Genomic DNA, 16136 nt, shown 5'->3' with positions numbered 1-16136 from the left:
GTCAAAGCTCCAGGATCGCCTTCGAAATGATCTGGCGCTGCACTTCGTTGGAGCCGCCGTAGATCGAAAGCTTGCGATTGTTGAAATAGGCCTGTGTGGCCGGCAGCGCGTAGTCCGGGCCGACGGGTTCGACATTCGAGCCCTCGTCCAGCGCCTCGGACACGAAGGGCAGAGCGTAGGGACCCACCGCCTGCCGCGTCAGCGCGTTGATCTCCTGCCGGATGACGGTGCCCTTGATCTTGAGCATCGAGCTTTCCGCGCCGGGCGCCTGTCCCGCCGCCGCCGCCGCGATGGTGCGCAGGTTGGTCGTCGCCATGGCCATCAGGTCGATCTCGACCTGCGCCAGCTTGGCCGCGAAGAACGGGTTCTCGATCAGCGGCCGGCCCCCCGACTTTTCCAGCCGGGCGATGCGACGCAGGTTTTCGAGCGCGGTGTTGGCGAAGCCGACGCCCGCGATGTTGGTCCGCTCGTGGGTCAGGAGATACTTGGCGTAGGTCCAGCCCTTGTTCTCCTCGCCGACGAGGTTCTCGACCGGAACCTTCACGTCCTGCAGCCAGACCTCGTTCACCTCGGCCTCGCCGTCGATCAGGACGATGGGACGGACCTCGACGCCGGGGGTGTTCATGTCGATCAGGAGGAAGCTAATGCCCTCCTGCGGCTTGCCCTCCTTCGAGGTGCGCACGAGGCAGAAGATCATGTCCGCGTGCTGGCCGAGCGTCGTCCACGTCTTCTGTCCGTTGACGATGTAGTGGTCGCCCTCGCGCACCGCGGTCGTCTTCACGGCTGCGAGGTCCGAGCCTGCGCCGGGCTCGGAATAGCCTTGGCACCACCAGTCCTCGCCGTTCAGGATGCGCGGCAGGTAGTGGTCCTGCTGTTCCTTCGAGCCATATTTCATCAGCACGGGGCCGAGCATGTTCAGACCAAACGGCACGATACGCGGTGCATGGGCGCGGGTGGTCTCTTCCTCGAAGATGTGGCGCTGCACGGCGTCCCAGCCGGTGCCGCCGAATTCCTTCGGCCACGTTACGCCCAGCCAGCCGCGCGCGTTCAGAATGGCGTGCCATTCCTCGTAGTCGGCCTTGGTCAGGCGCTTGCCGGTCGCGACCTTGTCGGACAGTCGCGCGGGAAGCTTCTCGTTCAGGAAGGCGCGGACCTCTTCGCGGAAGGCCTTCTGCTCGTCGGTATAGGTGAGATCCATGTGTCTCTCCGTTTTCAGAAAATCTCGAACAGGCCGGCCGCGCCCTGTCCGCCGCCCACGCACATCGTGACGACGCCGAGCTTGGCGCCACGGCGGCGGCCCTCGATCAGCAGGTGGCCCGTCATCCGCGCGCCTGTCATGCCGAAGGGATGGCCGACGGCGATCGACCCGCCGTTGACGTTGAGCTTGTCGTTGTCGATGCCCAACCGGTCGCGGCAATAGATGGCCTGCGAGGCGAAGGCCTCGTTCAGTTCCCACAGGTCGATGTCGTCGACGGTCAGGCCGTTGCGCTCCAGCAGGCGGGGCACGGCGAAGACGGGGCCGATGCCCATCTCGTCGGGCTCGCACCCGGCGACGGCGAAGCCACGGAAGCGGCCCAGCGGCTCGAGCCCGGCGCGCTCGGCCTCCCGGGCGTCCATCATCACCAGCGCCGCCGCACCGTCCGAAAGCTGCGAGGCGTTGCCGGCGGTGACCCACTTGCCTTCGCCGCGGACGGGCTGAAGCTTGGACAGCGCCTCGAGCGTGGTGGACGGGCGATTGCATTCGTCCTGCGCGATGGTCGCCTTGACCTCGGAGGTCTCGCCGGTCTCCTTGTCGGTGACCTGCTTCGTGACCTCCATCGGCACGATCTCGTCGTCGAAGCGCCCGGTCTCCTGAGCGGCCGCGGTGCGCATCTGCGACTGGTAGCCCAGCTCGTCCTGCGCTTCGCGGCTGATGCCGTAGCGCTCGGCCACGATGTCGGCGGTGTCGATCATCGGCATGTAAAGGTCGGGCTTCACTTCCTCGATCCAAGGATCGCGCGCGCTGCGCGGCGGGGGCTGGATCAGGCTGATGCTCTCGACGCCCCCCACGAGCACGGCCTTCGCGCCCTCGTCCGCGATCATGTGGCCGCCCATGGCGACCGCTTGCAGGCCGGAGGCGCAGAAGCGGTTCACGGTCGTACCCGCGACACAGACGGGCAATCCGGCCCGGATCACGGCCTGCCGACCGATGTTGCCGCCCGTGACATACTCGGGATAGCCGCAGCCCCAGATCGAGTCCTCGATCAGGGCAGGATCGATGCCGGACCGCTCGACGGCATGCCGGGCCACGTGGCCGGACATCGCCGCGCCGTGAGTGAGGTTGAAGCTGCCGCGGGCCGCCTTGCCGATGGCGGTGCGGGCGACGGAGACGATTACGGGATCGGACATCTGTCTTCCTCCTCAGCCGTTCAGGCTGGCGAAATTGCTGTTATCGGAAACGAGCCGCTGCAGGAGCGGGGCGGGTTGCCAGAAGAAGTCATCCTCTTGGGCATACGCCTCGATTTCCGCCAGCAGCGCCGGCAGACCGGACTGGTCGGCCCAGAACATCGGGCCGCCGCGCCAACGCGGAAAGCCGTAGCCGTAGAGGAAGGTCACGTCGACATCGAGCGGACGGCGGGCGATGCCTTCCTCCACCACGCGCGCGCCTTCGTTGACGAGGGCGGCCATGTAGCGGCGCTGGATCTCCTCGTCGATAAAGTCGCGTGGCGTGACGCCGTGTTCGGCGCGGGCCTTGTCGATCAGCGCGAGAACCTCCGGGTCCTCGGTTCCGCCGCGCTTGCCCTCCTCGTAGATGTAGTAGCCGCGCCCGGTCTTCTGGCCGAGGCGGCCGAGGTGGTAGAGTTCGTCGGCCCAGGTCGGAACGATGTCGCGCGGGTCGCGGGTGGCGGCCCGGCGCTGGCGCGTGGCATAGCCGATGTCGAGGCCCGCAAGGTCGCCCATCTCGTATGGGCCCATCGGCCAGCCGAAGGCCTTCACGGCGCGGTCCACCTGATATGGGCTCGCCCCGGCGAGGACCATGCGGTCAGCGGCGGCGCGGTACTTCGACAGGATGCGGTTGCCGATGAAACCGTCGCAGACGCCGGCGCGCACGGCCGTCTTGCCCATCCGCCGGGCCAGGGCGAAGGCCGTCGCGGTCACGTCGGGCGCGGTGCCGTCCGGCACGACGACCTCGAGCAGCTTCATCACGTGGGCTGGTGAGAAGAAGTGCAGGCCGATCACGTCGGAGGGCCGAGAGACCGAGGCCGCGATCTCGTTCACGTCGAGATACGAGGTGTTGGTCGCCAGCACCGCGCCCGGCTTCATCACCCTGTCGAGTTCCTCGAAGACCTGTTTCTTGACGTCCATGTCCTCGAAGACCGCCTCGATGGCGAGATCGGCCCCGGAGAGCGCGTCGTAGTTCGTCGCCGTGCGAAAGGCGTCCGCGAGGATCGCCTCGCGCTTGTCGGCGGAGAGCTTGCCGCGCTTGACGGCGCCGTCGAGGTTCTTGCCGATCGTGCCGGCGGCCTTCTCAGCCGAGGCGTCGTCGCGCTCGATCAGCGTGACGTCGAGCCCGCGCAGCAGGGCCGCGGTCGCGATGCCCGCGCCCATCGTGCCGCCGCCGACCACGCCCAGCTTCGAGACGTCGCGCGGTTCGACACCCTCGATCTCGGGCAGGCGCGAGACCTTGCGCTCGATGAAGAAGGCATGGATCAGGCCGGCGCGCTGCGGTGTCTCCATCATCTCGGTGAAGATGCGGCGCTCCTCGTCCATGCCCTCGGCGATGGGCAGGCGCGTGGCGGCTTCCACCGCGTCGATCGAGGCCAGGCGCGCAACCTCGCCCCGGCTCTTCTTGGACCAGGCGGCACGGGCGGCTTCAAGCGCGGCGGCGTCGTGCGCGGGGCAAGGAATTTGCCCGACCGGGCGGGGCGCGGCGCTGCTCTCGACCAGTTCACGGGCATAGGCGAGGCCCGCTTCGCGCGGATCGCCCTCGGCCAGCCTGTCCGCGAGGCCCAGCTCGACAGCCTTTTCCGCCGGGACCGTGCCGCCGGCGGGGATGATGTCGAGCGATGCGGCGATGCCGATCAGACGCGGCATGCGCTGTGTGCCCCCCGCTCCGGGGATGACACCCAGGTTGACCTCCGGCAAACCCAGCTTCGTGCCTTTCATGGCGACGCGGTAATGCGCACCGAGTGCGATCTCGAGACCTCCGCCAAGCGCCGAACCGTGCACCGCGGCGACAACCGGCTTAGGGCTGTCCTCGATCCTCTGGACGACGCGCGGCAGCCACGGATCGCGTGGCGGCTTGCCGAACTCCGAGATATCGGCCCCGCCGATGAAGAGCTTGCCCGCGCCGACGATCAGCGCCGCGTTCGCCTGCGCATCCGCTGCGAAGCGGGTCATCGCGTCCCACAACCCTTGGCGCACGGCTTGCCCCAGCGCGTTCACGGGCGGGTTGTCGATGGTGATGACGGCGATGCCGTCCTCGAGCTCATAGGCGACCGGGTTCGTCACGGGTCGTTCCTCCTTCATCTGGCGGCCGTGCCGCCGGCATGTCTTCTGTCGCCGCCGGGCGGGCGGCGTCGTGTCATCCGCGCATCGTCAGGGTCGAACTCTGGCCCATGATGCGCTCGAGTTCCTGGACCGCAGCGTTCAGCCGGGGGCCAAGATCGTCTCGCATCCGCTCGAGGCTCAGATCGGCGGGCATGGCGCCGCAGGTGAAGATCACCGGCTCGGACAGGTCGCGCGACTGGAAGGGCCGGGCGACTGCGTGGATGCTGGGCGCGAAATACTCGTCCGGGTTGGTGATGACGAAGCCCTGCGCCAGCAGTTGGCCCCAGGCCCCGCGCCGGATCTCGGCGGCACGCTCGGCTGTCAGTCCCCGGTCGCCGGCGATCGTCTCGACCGCGCTCTTGAACGCCGCTTGGGAAAGCGAGCCGAGCAGCGCATGACCCGAGGACGAGCCGTGGAACGGGACGCGGTGTCCCACCTCCAGCCAAAGCGAGGACACGCCGCGCGGCCGCCAGGTCTTGACGATAAGCAGCTTGCGATCGTCGCGGACGAGAAGCAGCGACAAGGTGCCGGTCTCGTCCGCGACGCGCTGCATGATGGGCCCGGCCAGTTCCACGAACGAGATCGAGGAAGACGCCACGTTTCCCAGAGCCAGTAACGCGGGGCCGGGGCGGTAGCGGTCGTGCCGCTGCGCGTGGTTCAGGTAACCCAGCGATTGCAGCGTAAACGTCAGCCGCGAAACGGTCGACTTTGGCAGGCCCGTGCGCTCCGAGATCTCCGCGTTCCCAAGCCCGTCGTCGGAGGGTCGGAAGGCGCGTAGGACGGAAAGACCCCTCGCCAGCGTCGTTGCGAAGCGGCGGTCGGTTTCGGGGGCGGACGAGCTGCGTGTATCGGATGTGTCCTGCATCACGGCCTCACATGGATGTGGGTATGAGCAGCGACAGGATCGGGAAGGCCATGATGAGGGCCAGTACGATCACGTCAACGCTCAGGAACCTGAGGATGCCCGAGAAGATGCGGTCGATCGGAACCTCCTTGCCGACGACACCCGAGATGACGAAGACGTTCAGCCCCACGGGTGGCGTGATCAGACCGATCTCCAGCAGCTTGATGACGACGACGCCGAACCAGATCAGGTCCCAGCCGTAGCTTTCGACGAAGGGAACCATCAGTGGCAGCGTCAGCACCATGATCCCGATCGGATCGAGGAACATTCCCAGGATCAGGTAGATGACCGCGATCGAGACGAGGACCAGGAATACCGACAGCTCGGCCTCGGTCACGTAGCCGACGATCTCGGACGCCACGCCCGTCAGCGCAATGAAGGCCACGAAGATCTTGGCGCCGGCAGCGATGAAGAAGATCGACGTTGTCTGCACGACCGTCTCGCGCAGGCTTTCCCATAGCGCCGAGACCGTCAGCTTGCGTTGAGCGAAACCGATGAGGATCGTGGCGGAGACGCAGACCGCCGCAGCCTCGGTCGCGGTGAAGATACCGCCGTAGATGCCGCCCACGATGATGATGAAGAGGGCGACGGCGGGCCAGGCCTCGATGGCCGCCTGCGCCCGTTCACGCCCGGTGATCGTGCCGGTGAAGGCCGGCGCTGCCGCGGGATCACGCCGCACCCAGACGTAGATCACGAGGACGAAGCCGGCGAGCGACAGAAGCCCCGGGATGATCCCGGCCAGGAAGAGCGCGGAAATCGAGGTCTCGGTGAAGATGCCGTAGATGATGAAAAGGACCGACGGCGGGATCAGAGAGCCAAGCGTGCCACCCGCCGCGACCGAGGCCGTCGCCAGCCGCTTGTCGTAGCCCATCCGCAGCATTTCCGGCGAACAGATGCGCCCCATGGTCGAGGCGCAGGCGATGGAGGACCCTGTGATCGCCGAGAAACCGCCGCAGCCCATGACCGAGGCCATCGCCACCCCGCCGGGCACCGAGGCCAGCCAGACGCGGGCGGCGTGATAGATCTTGGTGGTGATTTCGGCGCGGTAGGCGATGTGACCCAGCGCCACGAAAAGCGGGATCATCGACAGGTCGTATGAGTGGATCAGGTCGAAGGAGTTCGAGAAGACCAGGCTCGACGTAGGGGTGATCGCGCGCTCCGGCATGAAGGTGCCGGTCCGGAAGGCGAAGATCACGAAGGTGCCGATGCTCGCCACGCCCGCCAGGGCGAAAGCGATGGGCACCCGCAGGCCGAGCAGCAGGATCACTGTCGCGAAGGCGACGAGGCCGACAAGGGTTCCGTCCATGTTCAGACCTCCGGTCCGTGGCCTGTCTCGGCCAGCGGCTCGCCCCGGCGCATCGCGCGCAGGTCGTGGAAGACCATCAGCGCAAGGCGGACCCAGCAGAACGAGATGCCAATTAGGAAGATCACCCGGCCTGGCCATTTCGGCAGGTTCAGGTCACCGAAGAAGTAGCCGCCGGAGGTGAACGTGTGCGTCATCTCGCGCCAGCCGGCCCAGAGGAGCGGCGCCAGCGCCAGCAGGCCGAAAATCGAGCCGAAGACGATCAGCGCGTCGCGCCCCCGCGGGGGCAGACGGTTCGAAATGAATTCGACCACGATATGCGCCCGGTGCGCGGTGGTGGCGGCCAGCGGCAGGATGACTGCCGCGACCATGAGCTCGCGCACCATGACGATGGTGTCGGGCACGCCCGAATTGAACACGGCGCGCAGGATCACCGACACGGTGATCAAAAGGCCGAGCCCGAGAACCGAGATCACGGACAGATCGACCAGCAGGCGCTCGACGCGGCGCAGCATGGAAACCTCGCGGAAGAAAGGGGGCAGGGTCGTCGTACCGCGCGCCGTGGACCGGCGCGCGGCTGTCGCGGCGGGAGGATCAGCCCTCTTCGCGCTCCCAGGGATAGCCGAGCTCGTCACGCTCCTGCGCGTACTTGTCGAGCAGCGCCTGGTACTCTTCGAGCATCGCCTCGCCGTCGAGCCCCATGCCCGATACCTGCTCGACCCACTCGTCGATGTACTTCTTGCCGCCTGCGACGAGCTTCTGACGCTCCTCGGCGGGCAGTTCGATGATCTCTACACCGGCCTCGCGCATGGTCTCGATCGCAGCTTCGTTGTCCGCGGTGATCAGGCGGCCCAGTTCGTCGGACATGTTTTTCCCGGCCTCGAGCAGGATCTCCTGCGCTTCCGGGGCGAGCCGGTCGAAGGCGTCCTTGTTCATGAAGACGCCGAGCGCGCCGGTCTGGCCCCAGTTGAGCAGCGTGTAGCTGTCGATGACCTCCTGCTGCTTCAGCGCGGCGGTCGCGTAGGAGTAGGTCTGCGAGCAGTCAATCAGGCCGCTGTCGAGACCCTGATAGGCGTCGTAGATCGACATCGGCACCAGGTTCGCGCCCATGTCGCCGAAGGTGTCGCCGTAGGCGCCCACGCCGCGGATCTTCAGGCCCTCGATGTCCTCGACCGAGCGGATCGCGGTGTCCTTGCAGCCGATATGAACGGCAGAGGTCGTGAACGTGCCGAGGTAGACGAGGTTCTGGTCAGCGAGGTGCTTCTGGATGCCCTCGTTGCTGCGCATGATGTCGTCGGTGGCCTTCATGCCGACCCAGGCGTCGGAGTTCTCGAGCGGCATGTCCGCGATGCGGTAGGGTGCCATCTCCTGCGGGAAGTAGACCGCGATGATCGTGCCCATGTCGGCCACGCCGTCAGCGATGCCCGACAGCGCCGCGCCGGCCTTGAAGAGCGCGCCGCCCCACTGGATGTTCAGCGAAAGGTCGCCGCCCGACATTTCCTCGACCTGCTCGGCGAAGAAGTTGAGCGACTCGCCGCGCGCTCCGCGGTTGGGCCCCGCCTCTCCCACAAAGAGGGTCTGCGCATTCGCCGCGCCCGCACCCAGCATCAGCGCGCCCATGAGGGCGTACTTTACCGATCTCGCCATGGTTTCTCCTCCCAGTTCCACTATGCGAAATTGCCTTCCGCAGTATCGAACTTCATGGAACGCTTCGGGTCAAGCCCTCGCGACCCTCACCTGAGGGCAGGCAACGGGGTCGTGCTGATCCTCGCCGACCGGTCCGGCCGGAGTCGCGAACGAGAGTGGGGGGCGAAGGCAGGGGAGTTACCGCCAGTGCTGACCGTCGCCTCCGGCGTCCGAGCGGAATGTTGGGGAAGTGCGGCCGCAGTGGCCGCCGCGTCCCGCGCCGAGCTTCGGCCTCGTCAGGTCGCTAGATATTTTGGATCGTAATCCGGCGCAGCGATACGCCCGCGGTCCGGTTCGGCCTCGCTCAGAGGCTCGGCTTCGACCAGCTTGGTGCCGGCCTCGGCGGCGAGGCGGCCGTAGATGCCGGTGCCCTGCGTTTTCCAGGCGACCTCCTGCTCGGTCAGCTGGCGCACGACCTTGGCCGGCATGCCGACCACCATCGATCGGGGCGGGATCTCCATTCCCGCTTTCACGAAGGCCAGCGCGGCGACGATGCTTTCCGCGCCGATCACCACATCGTCCATGACCACCGCGTTCATGCCCACCATGGCGTTGCGCCCGACACGGCAGCCGTGCAGCACCGCGCCGTGGCCGACATGGCCCATCTCCTCGACTACGACGTCCTTGTTGGGGAAGGCGTGCATGACGCAGGTTTCCTGCACGTTCGCACGTTCGCCCACGATCACCCGGCCGAAGTCGCCGCGCAGGGTGGCGCCGGGGCCGATATAGGCCCCGGCTCCGACATGGGTGTCGCCGATCAGCACGGCCTCGGGGTGGACGAAGGCCGAGGGATGCACGACGGGCGTGAATCCATCGTAGGCATAGACGCGCGCCATCAGAGCTCGCGCTGGGTCTTCGACACCAGCGTCAGCACGTCGTATTGCGCGACCACCTCGCCGCCGTCGCGGGTCACGGTGCAGTCCCAGCGGACCTCTCCATACTCCTCGGTCTCGCGCGGCGTGATCTGCTTGGCAGTAAGTTGCACCTGCAACGTGTCGCCCGCGTTCACCGGGGTCATGAAGCGCAGGTTATCCACCCCGTAGTTCGCCAGCACCGGCCCTTCGTCGGGCTGCACGAACATCCCGGCGGCGAAGGACACGATCAGGTAGCCGTGCGCGACGCGCCCCTCGAAGAACGGGTTCCGCTTCGCGGCGTCCTCGTCCATGTGGGCATAGAACGTGTCGCCGGTGAAGTTGGCGAAGTGCTCGATGTCCTCGAGTGTGACCTGGCGCGGGGCCGTCACGATGGTGTCCCCGATCTCGAGCTCGGCCAGCGACTTGCGGAACGGGTGCACGTCGGTCTCGTGCCGCGTTGCTCCCGGCATCCACTTGCCGACCACGGCGGTCAGCAGGTCGGGCGTGCCCTGGAGCGCCGTGCGCTGCATGAAGTGCTCGACCGCGCGCATGCCGCCAAGCTCCTGACCGCCGCCCGCGCGGCCGGGGCCGCCGTGGATCATCTGGGGCAGGGGCGAGCCGTGGCCGGTGGAGGTCTTGGCCGAGCCGCGGTTGCCGAACAGCACCCGGCCGTGCAGCTTCGCGATGCCGAGGCCGAGGGTGCGCGCCGCATCCGCGTCGTCGGTGAAGACCGAGGCGACGAGCGAGCCTGCGCCCTTGTTGGCGATCGCGACCGCCTGCTCGGGGGTATCATAGGGCATCAGCGTGCAGACCGGGCCGAACGCCTCGACCTCGTGCGGGGCGACGGCATTGAGCGGGTCGTCGCAGACCAGCACGCAGGGCGCGCAGAACGCGCCGTCGGTCGGGACCTCGCACTGTTCGATGACGATGCGGGCTTCCCTGGCCAGCGCCTCGATGGCCGAGCTGACTTCGGCCACCTGGTCGGCCGAGGCGAGGGGGCCCATGCGGGTGCCCTCGGTGCCCGGATGGCCGATGGTGGTCTTGGCGAAGCGGGCGCGCAGCGCCTCGGTCACGGCCTCGACCCGGTCGGCGGGGACGATGGCGCGGCGGATGGCGGTGCACTTCTGGCCCGCCTTCACCGTCATCTCGCGGTGGACCTCCTTGATGAAAAGGTCGAACTCGGGGCTGTCCGGCGTCACGTCCGGCCCGAGGATGCAGGCGTTGAGGCTGTCGGCCTCGGCGGTGAAGCGGACCGAGTGCTCGATGATCGCCGGGGTGTTGCGCAGCTTGCGCGCCGTGGCGGCCGAGCCGGTGAAGGTCACGACGTCCTGGCAGGTCACCCGGTCGAGCAGGTCGCCGGTCGAGCCGCAGATCAGCTGCAACGCGCCCTCGGGCAGGATGCCGAGTTCGAGGATCTTGCGCACGCAGAGTTCGGTGACATAGGACGTCTGGCTCGCCGGTTTCACGATGGCGGGCATCCCGGCCAGCCACGTCGGAGCGAGCTTTTCGAGCATCCCCCAGACCGGGAAGTTGAAGGCGTTGATGTGTATCGCCACGCCTTCCAGCGGGGTGAGGATGTGCTGGCCGATGAAGCTGCCGTCCTTCGACAGCATCTCCGGGTTGCCATCCGGGATGACGTGGCCGTTGGGCAGCTCGCGCCGGCCCTTCGAGGCATAGGTCAGCAGCGTGCCGATCCCGCCGTCGATGTCCACCCAGCCGTCGCTCCGGGTCGCGCCGGTGAGCGTGGAGAGTGCGTAGAGCTCCTCTTTCTGCTCCATCAGCGCGAGGCCGATCTGCTTCATCATCAGCGCGCGCTCGTGGATGCGCATCTTGCGCAGGGCCGGGCCGCCGACGTTGCGGCCGTGGTCCAGTGCGGCCTGCATGTCGAGCCCGGTGGCATCGACGCGGGCGACCGGATCTCCGGTGGCGGCATCGACCATGACCTGCCCGTCGCCCTGACCCGCCTGCCAGCGGCCCGCCAGGTAGGATTCCAGGCGCCGCGGCTCGGTGCGGTTTGCGTCCAGCATGTCAGTGTCCTTCGTATTCGATGGTGATCTCGTCGCTGACCGGGTAGCACTGGCAGGTCAGGACCAGCCCGGCTTCGACTTCGTAGTCTTCCAGCGCATAGTTCTGCGCCATCTCCACATCGCCCTTCTTCACGCGGCCGATGCAGGTCGAGCAGACCCCGGCCTTGCACGAGAACGGCGCGTCGATGTCGTGTTCGCGGGCGGCTTCCAGAACCGACTGCCCCTCGCGCGGCATCTCGAACGTGTGGGGCGCGCCGTCCATGATGACGGTCGCCTTGACCATGTTGCCGGCCTTGCGCGCGGCCTCGGCCCGCGCCTTCAGCTTCGCGCGGCCGGGCTGGGCGGCGCCGAACAGCTCGAACTTGATGCGGTTCTTGGGCATTCCGGCCTCTTCCAGCGCCGAGGCCACGTCCTTCATCATGCCCTCGGGGCCGCAGATGAACGCCATCTCGGCCGTGTCGGGACGCACCCAGGGGCCGAAGAGCGCGTGGCACTTGTCGGCGTCGATGCGGCCCGAGAACAGCTCGATCTCCTGCGCCTCGCCCGAGAAGACGTGGATCACGTTGAAGCGGTCGAGGTAGCGGTCCTTCAGGTCGCCCAGTTCACGCCGGAACATGACGGACGAGACGCTGCGGTTGCCGTAGACCAGCGTGAACTTCGCCTGGTCGTTGCCCGACAGGATCGACTTGATGAGCGACAGGATCGGTGTGATGCCGGACCCGGCTGCGAAGCCCAGGTAATGCTTGCCCCCGGTCTCCTCCTCTGTGCCGAAGCGGCCCTGCGGCGGCATGGCTTCGAGGGTGTCGCCGATGTTCAGATCGCCTTTTGCGAAGGTCGAGAACGCGCCGCCCTCGACCCGCTTGATGCCCACGCGCAGCCCTTCCTCGGGCGTGGCGCAGATCGAATAGGAGCGGCGCAGCTCCTCGCCGTCGAAGTCGCGCCGGAAGGTCAGGTACTGGCCGGGACGGAAGCGGAAGCGGTCGGCGTCCTCGGCGCGGGGGGCGAGCGTGACAACAACCGCGTCGCGCGTGTCGTGGTTGATGTCGGTGACGGTGAGCGGGAAGAAATCTTGCATCAGATCGCCTTGAAGTAATCGAAGGGTTCCAGGCAGTCGCGGCAGCGGAACTGCGCCTTGCAGGGGGTCGAGCCGCGCTGGCTGATGACCTCGGTGTTGTCCGATCCGCATTGCGGGCAGGCGGCATTTTGCGCGCTCAGCATCCCCGCGCAGGTGGCCGCGCCCTGCTGCGGCGGGGCGATGCCGTAGGCGCGCAGCTTCTCGCGCCCCTCGTCGCTGATCCAGTCGGTCGTCCAGGCGGGCGACATCTGCTGGCGCACCTTCACCTTGTCCGCGCCTCGCTTCAGAAGCTCGGTTTCGATATCCAGCGCGATGATCGCCGTGGCCGGGCAGCCGGAATAGGTGGGCGTGACGGTGACGACGAGCGTGTCGTCCTCATATCCCACGTCACGGACGATCCCCAGATCCACGAGCGAGATCGCCGGGATCTCGGGGTCGGGGATCTGGGCCAGCCAGTCCTGAACGGTGCTCAGATCGGGTTGCATGGTGTTACCAGCGTGCGCCGGGATAGGTCCGCTGAAGCGACTGCATCTCGGCCAGGATGTAACCCATGTGCTCGGTGTGGATGCCGTCGCGCCCGCCGGTGCGGCGGAGGCGGGTCTCCGGGATGGTCAGGGTCGCGCGGGCGAGCGTCGCCTGCGTCTCGGCGTCGAACGCCTTGGCGATCAGCGCCGGGACGGGCGCGATGCCTTCGTCGGCCATCTGCGCGTCGACCTCGTCGGTCGCCAGCAGGTCGGCGGTGAAGGGCCACAGCCAGTCGAGCGCGTCCTGCATCCGCTTGTGGCTCTCCTCGGACCCGTCGCCCAGCCGCACGATCAGGTCGCGCGAGCGGTCGAGGTGATAGCGCACCTCCTTCACCGTCTTCTGGGCCAGTCCGCGCACGCCCTCGTGCGAGGACTTCGCCAGTTCCTCCTGCATGGGCAGGTGCCAGGCGTCGAACAGGTACTGCCGCATCAGCGCATGGCCGAAGTCGGTGTTGGGCTGTTCGACAAGCAGCGAGTTCAGGAACTGCCGCTCGGGGCGCAGGAAGGCCAGGTCGTCGGGCGTGCGGCCCTTGCCCTCGGCCTCGGCCGCGAGCCCGTACCAGAGCTGGGTCTGTCCGATCAGGTCGAGCCCCATGTTGGCGAAGGCGATGTCCTCTTCCAGCACCGGCGCGTGGCCGCACCACTCGGCGGTGCGCTGGCCGAGAATAAGGGCGTTGTCGCCCATGCGCAGGCAGAAGGTGACGAACGCGTCCATCACATCGCCCCCACTTCCTTGGGGATATCGAAGAAGGTCGGGTGACGATAGACCTTGCTTTCCGACGGCTCGAACATCGCGCCGGCCTCGTCGGGGTTTGAGGCGGTGATCTTGGCGGATTCCACCACCCAGATGCTCACGCCCTCGTTCCGGCGGGTATAGACGTCACGCGCGTTCTTCATCGCCATCTCGGCGTCGGGCGCGTGCAGGCTGCCGACGTGCCGGTGCGACAGGCCGTGCTGGCCACGGATGAAGACTTCCCAGAGGGGCCATTCCTTGCTCATATCCCTCACTCCGCTGCGATGGGGGCAGACTGCTTCTCGGCGTGGGCCATCAGGCCTTCGCGGAACCACGCGCCGTCGTCCCAGGCCTTCTGGCGGGCTTCCAGGCGTTCGCGGTTGCAGGGGCCGTTGCCCTTGATGACTTCCATGAACTCGTTCCAGTCCGGCTCGCCGAAGTCGTAGCCGCCCTTTTCCTCGTTCCAGCTCAGCTCGGAATCCGGAACGGTCAGGCCCAGCCACTCGGCCTGCGGCACGGTCTGGTCGACGAATTTCTGGCGCAGCTCGTCGTTGGTGTTCTGCTTGATGCCCCAGCGCATGGACTGCTCGGAGTGCACCGAGTCCTTGTCCGACGGGCCGAACATCATCAGCGACGGCCACCACCAGCGGTTCAGCGCGTCCTGCGCCATCGCTTTCTGGTCCTCGGTGCCCTCGACCAGCGCGCGCATGATGTCGAAGCCCTGGCGCTGGTGGAACGACTCTTCCTTGCAGATGCGGATCATCGCGCGCGAATAGGGGCCGTACGAGCAGCGCTGCAGCGGCACCTGGTTCATGATCGCCGCACCGTCCACCAGCCAGCCGATGGCGCCGATGTCGGCCCAGGTCAGCGTGGGGTAGTTGAAGATCGAGGAATACTTCGCCTTGCCGGCCAGAAGCTGCTCCGTCATCTCGTCGCGGCTGATGCCCAGCGTCTCGGCCGCGCAGTAGAGGTAAAGCCCGTGGCCCGCCTCGTCCTGCACCTTGGCCAGCAGGATCGCCTTGCGCTGCAGGGTCGGCGCGCGGGTGATCCAGTTGCCCTCGGGGAGCTGACCCACGATTTCCGAGTGGGCGTGCTGACCGATCTGGCGGATCAGCGTCTTGCGATAGCCCTCGGGCATCCAGTCCTTTGGCTCGATGCGGATGCCGTCGTCGATCCGCTTCTGGAACGCGACGTCCTGTTCACTTGTCTCGGCTTTGCCGGATTCGACGAGTTGAGCGTACATGGTCGAGCCTCCTCAGGAGTTGACGGCTTCGATGATCGTGGCGATGCCCTGGCCCACGCCCACGCACATGGTGCAGAGCGCGTAGCGCCCGCCGCGGCGGCGCAGTTCGTAGGCGGCGGTCGTGATCAGCCGCGCGCCCGACATGCCCAGCGGGTGGCCGATCGCGATGGCCCCGCCGTTTGGGTTAACGTGCGGGGCGTCCTCAGGGATCCCCAGGTCGCGCAGAACGGCGAGCGACTGGGCGGCGAAGGCCTCGTTCAGCTCGATCACGTCCATCTGCTCGAGCGTCAGGCCGGTCTTCTCCAGCACCTTGCGCACGGCCGGAACCGGGCCGATGCCCATGACGCGCGGCGACACGCCGGCGGCGACGGTCGAGATCACGCGCGCCATCGGGGTCAGGCCGTATTTCTGCGCGGCTTCGGTCGAGGCCAGCAGCAGCGCGCCCGCGCCGTCGTTGACGCCCGAGGCGTTGCCGGCGGTCACGCTCAGGTCCGGGCCGTTCACGCCGCGCAGTTTGGCGAGCTTGTCCACGCCGGTGCCGGGGCGGGGGTGTTCGTCGGTGTCCACGACGATGGGATAGCCCTTGCGCTGCGGGAGCGTCACGGGAACGATCTCTTCGGCGAACAGGCCCTTCTCCTGCGCCGAGGCCCAGCGGGCCTGGCTTTCGGCGGCGAAGGCGTCCTGGTCGGCGCGCGAAACGTTCCAATCCTCGGCCACGTTGTCGGCGGTCTCGGGCATGGAGTGCGTGCCGAAGTTCTTGGCGAGCTTCGGGTTCACGAAGCGCCAGCCGATCGTGGTGTCGTACATCTCGGCCTTGCGCGAGAAGGCGGTCTCGGCCTTGCCCATGACGAAGGGCGCGCGGCTCATGCTTTCGACGCCGCCCGCCACGATCAGGTCGTAGTCGCCGGTCTTGATGCCGCGCGCGCCCATGCCGACGGCGTCCATGCCGGATCCGCACAGGCGGTTGATCGTGGTGCCGGGCACCTCGACCGGCAGGCCGGCCAGCAGCGCGGCCATGCGCGCGACGTTGCGGTTGTCCTCGCCGGCCTGGTTGGCGCAGCCGTAGATCACGTCGTCGACCTTCGACCACTCGACGCCGGGGTTTCGCTCGACCAGGGCGGCGATGGGAAGGGCGGCCAAGTCGTCGGCGCGCACCGACGACAATGCGCCGCCGTAGCGGCCGATGGGGGTGCGGATCGCGTCGCAGATCAGTGCGTCAGTCATGGAATCTCCCGTCACGCCAACTCCTCGGCGTTG

General features: G+C 67.5%; 15 protein-coding genes. All 15 read right to left on the bottom strand.

All coding sequences use genetic code 11. The features are described from left to right. Position 1: 1 nt before the first annotated feature. Positions 2-1198: an acyl-CoA dehydrogenase family protein gene (locus BM162_RS13190; RefSeq protein WP_093422741.1), complete on the bottom strand. Its 1197-nt coding sequence runs from the start codon at positions 1196-1198 to the stop codon at positions 2-4. A 14-nt stretch (positions 1199-1212) separates the two neighbouring features. Beyond that, the gene (locus tag BM162_RS13185; protein WP_093422739.1) at positions 1213-2388 is read right to left on the bottom strand and encodes an acetyl-CoA C-acyltransferase; all 1176 of its coding nucleotides are present in this window, start codon (positions 2386-2388) and stop codon (positions 1213-1215) included. A gap of 12 nt (positions 2389-2400) precedes the next feature. After that, positions 2401-4491, bottom strand: coding sequence for a 3-hydroxyacyl-CoA dehydrogenase NAD-binding domain-containing protein (locus tag BM162_RS13180; RefSeq protein ID WP_093422845.1), 2091 nt, complete (start codon positions 4489-4491; stop codon positions 2401-2403). A gap of 73 nt (positions 4492-4564) precedes the next feature. Next, complete coding sequence (locus tag BM162_RS13175) at positions 4565-5395, bottom strand: IclR family transcriptional regulator (protein ID WP_093422736.1); 831 nt, start codon at positions 5393-5395, stop codon at positions 4565-4567. 7 nt (positions 5396-5402) lie between these two features. After that, positions 5403-6740: a TRAP transporter large permease gene (locus BM162_RS13170; RefSeq protein WP_093422733.1), complete on the bottom strand. Its 1338-nt coding sequence runs from the start codon at positions 6738-6740 to the stop codon at positions 5403-5405. A 2-nt stretch (positions 6741-6742) separates the two neighbouring features. Then, positions 6743-7252, bottom strand: a complete 510-nt coding sequence (locus BM162_RS13165; RefSeq protein ID WP_093422731.1) for a TRAP transporter small permease — start codon at positions 7250-7252, stop codon at positions 6743-6745. Between the two features lie 79 nt (positions 7253-7331). After that, complete coding sequence (locus BM162_RS13160; RefSeq protein WP_093422730.1) at positions 7332-8384, bottom strand: C4-dicarboxylate TRAP transporter substrate-binding protein; 1053 nt, start codon at positions 8382-8384, stop codon at positions 7332-7334. 275 nt (positions 8385-8659) lie between these two features. Beyond that, positions 8660-9259, bottom strand: a complete 600-nt coding sequence (locus BM162_RS13155) for a phenylacetic acid degradation protein PaaY (protein ID WP_093422727.1) — start codon at positions 9257-9259, stop codon at positions 8660-8662. Beyond that, complete coding sequence (paaZ, locus tag BM162_RS13150) at positions 9259-11304, bottom strand: phenylacetic acid degradation bifunctional protein PaaZ (RefSeq protein ID WP_093422725.1); 2046 nt, start codon at positions 11302-11304, stop codon at positions 9259-9261. Before paaZ ends, BM162_RS13155 begins: the two co-directional genes overlap by 1 nt. Before the next feature lies 1 nt (position 11305). Then, the gene (locus BM162_RS13145; RefSeq protein WP_093422723.1) at positions 11306-12379 is read right to left on the bottom strand and encodes a 2Fe-2S iron-sulfur cluster-binding protein; all 1074 of its coding nucleotides are present in this window, start codon (positions 12377-12379) and stop codon (positions 11306-11308) included. Next, the gene (gene paaD / locus BM162_RS13140; protein ID WP_093422721.1) at positions 12379-12864 is read right to left on the bottom strand and encodes a 1,2-phenylacetyl-CoA epoxidase subunit PaaD; all 486 of its coding nucleotides are present in this window, start codon (positions 12862-12864) and stop codon (positions 12379-12381) included. The genes BM162_RS13145 and paaD overlap by 1 nt, the downstream gene beginning before the upstream one ends. A gap of 4 nt (positions 12865-12868) precedes the next feature. Next, the gene (paaC, locus tag BM162_RS13135; protein WP_093422719.1) at positions 12869-13618 is read right to left on the bottom strand and encodes a 1,2-phenylacetyl-CoA epoxidase subunit PaaC; all 750 of its coding nucleotides are present in this window, start codon (positions 13616-13618) and stop codon (positions 12869-12871) included. Next, positions 13618-13902: a 1,2-phenylacetyl-CoA epoxidase subunit PaaB gene (paaB, locus tag BM162_RS13130; RefSeq protein WP_093422716.1), complete on the bottom strand. Its 285-nt coding sequence runs from the start codon at positions 13900-13902 to the stop codon at positions 13618-13620. The genes paaC and paaB overlap by 1 nt, the downstream gene beginning before the upstream one ends. Before the next feature lie 5 nt (positions 13903-13907). Then, on the bottom strand, positions 13908-14879 hold the full coding sequence (gene paaA, locus BM162_RS13125; protein WP_093422713.1) for a 1,2-phenylacetyl-CoA epoxidase subunit PaaA: 972 nt from the start codon (positions 14877-14879) through the stop codon (positions 13908-13910). 12 nt (positions 14880-14891) lie between these two features. Next, positions 14892-16103: a 3-oxoadipyl-CoA thiolase gene (gene pcaF / locus BM162_RS13120; RefSeq protein WP_093422711.1), complete on the bottom strand. Its 1212-nt coding sequence runs from the start codon at positions 16101-16103 to the stop codon at positions 14892-14894. Positions 16104-16136 lie beyond the last annotated feature (33 nt).

It is taken from the genome of Tranquillimonas alkanivorans (assembly GCF_900115595.1).
Classification (GTDB): domain Bacteria; phylum Pseudomonadota; class Alphaproteobacteria; order Rhodobacterales; family Rhodobacteraceae; genus Tranquillimonas; species Tranquillimonas alkanivorans.
This window is presented reverse-complemented; position numbering and strand designations above follow the sequence as displayed.

Bases quoted from the DNA above. Each gene is read 5' to 3' on its own strand.
- BM162_RS13190 (WP_093422741.1), bottom strand. From the start codon at position 1,198: ATGGATCTCACCTATACCGACGAGCAGAAGGCCTTCCGCGAAGAGGTC.
- BM162_RS13155 (WP_093422727.1), bottom strand. From the start codon at position 9,259: ATGGCGCGCGTCTATGCCTACGATGGATTCACGCCCGTCGTGCATCCC.
- BM162_RS13165 (WP_093422731.1), bottom strand. From the start codon at position 7,252: ATGCTGCGCCGCGTCGAGCGCCTGCTGGTCGATCTGTCCGTGATCTCG.
- paaA (WP_093422713.1), bottom strand. From the start codon at position 14,879: ATGTACGCTCAACTCGTCGAATCCGGCAAAGCCGAGACAAGTGAACAG.
- BM162_RS13170 (WP_093422733.1), bottom strand. From the start codon at position 6,740: ATGGACGGAACCCTTGTCGGCCTCGTCGCCTTCGCGACAGTGATCCTG.
- pcaF (WP_093422711.1), bottom strand. From the start codon at position 16,103: ATGACTGACGCACTGATCTGCGACGCGATCCGCACCCCCATCGGCCGC.
- paaC (WP_093422719.1), bottom strand. From the start codon at position 13,618: ATGGACGCGTTCGTCACCTTCTGCCTGCGCATGGGCGACAACGCCCTT.
- BM162_RS13145 (WP_093422723.1), bottom strand. From the start codon at position 12,379: ATGCAAGATTTCTTCCCGCTCACCGTCACCGACATCAACCACGACACG.
- BM162_RS13185 (WP_093422739.1), bottom strand. From the start codon at position 2,388: ATGTCCGATCCCGTAATCGTCTCCGTCGCCCGCACCGCCATCGGCAAG.
- paaB (WP_093422716.1), bottom strand. From the start codon at position 13,902: ATGAGCAAGGAATGGCCCCTCTGGGAAGTCTTCATCCGTGGCCAGCAC.
- paaZ (WP_093422725.1), bottom strand. From the start codon at position 11,304: ATGCTGGACGCAAACCGCACCGAGCCGCGGCGCCTGGAATCCTACCTG.
- paaD (WP_093422721.1), bottom strand. From the start codon at position 12,864: ATGCAACCCGATCTGAGCACCGTTCAGGACTGGCTGGCCCAGATCCCC.
- BM162_RS13160 (WP_093422730.1), bottom strand. From the start codon at position 8,384: ATGGCGAGATCGGTAAAGTACGCCCTCATGGGCGCGCTGATGCTGGGT.
- BM162_RS13175 (WP_093422736.1), bottom strand. From the start codon at position 5,395: ATGCAGGACACATCCGATACACGCAGCTCGTCCGCCCCCGAAACCGAC.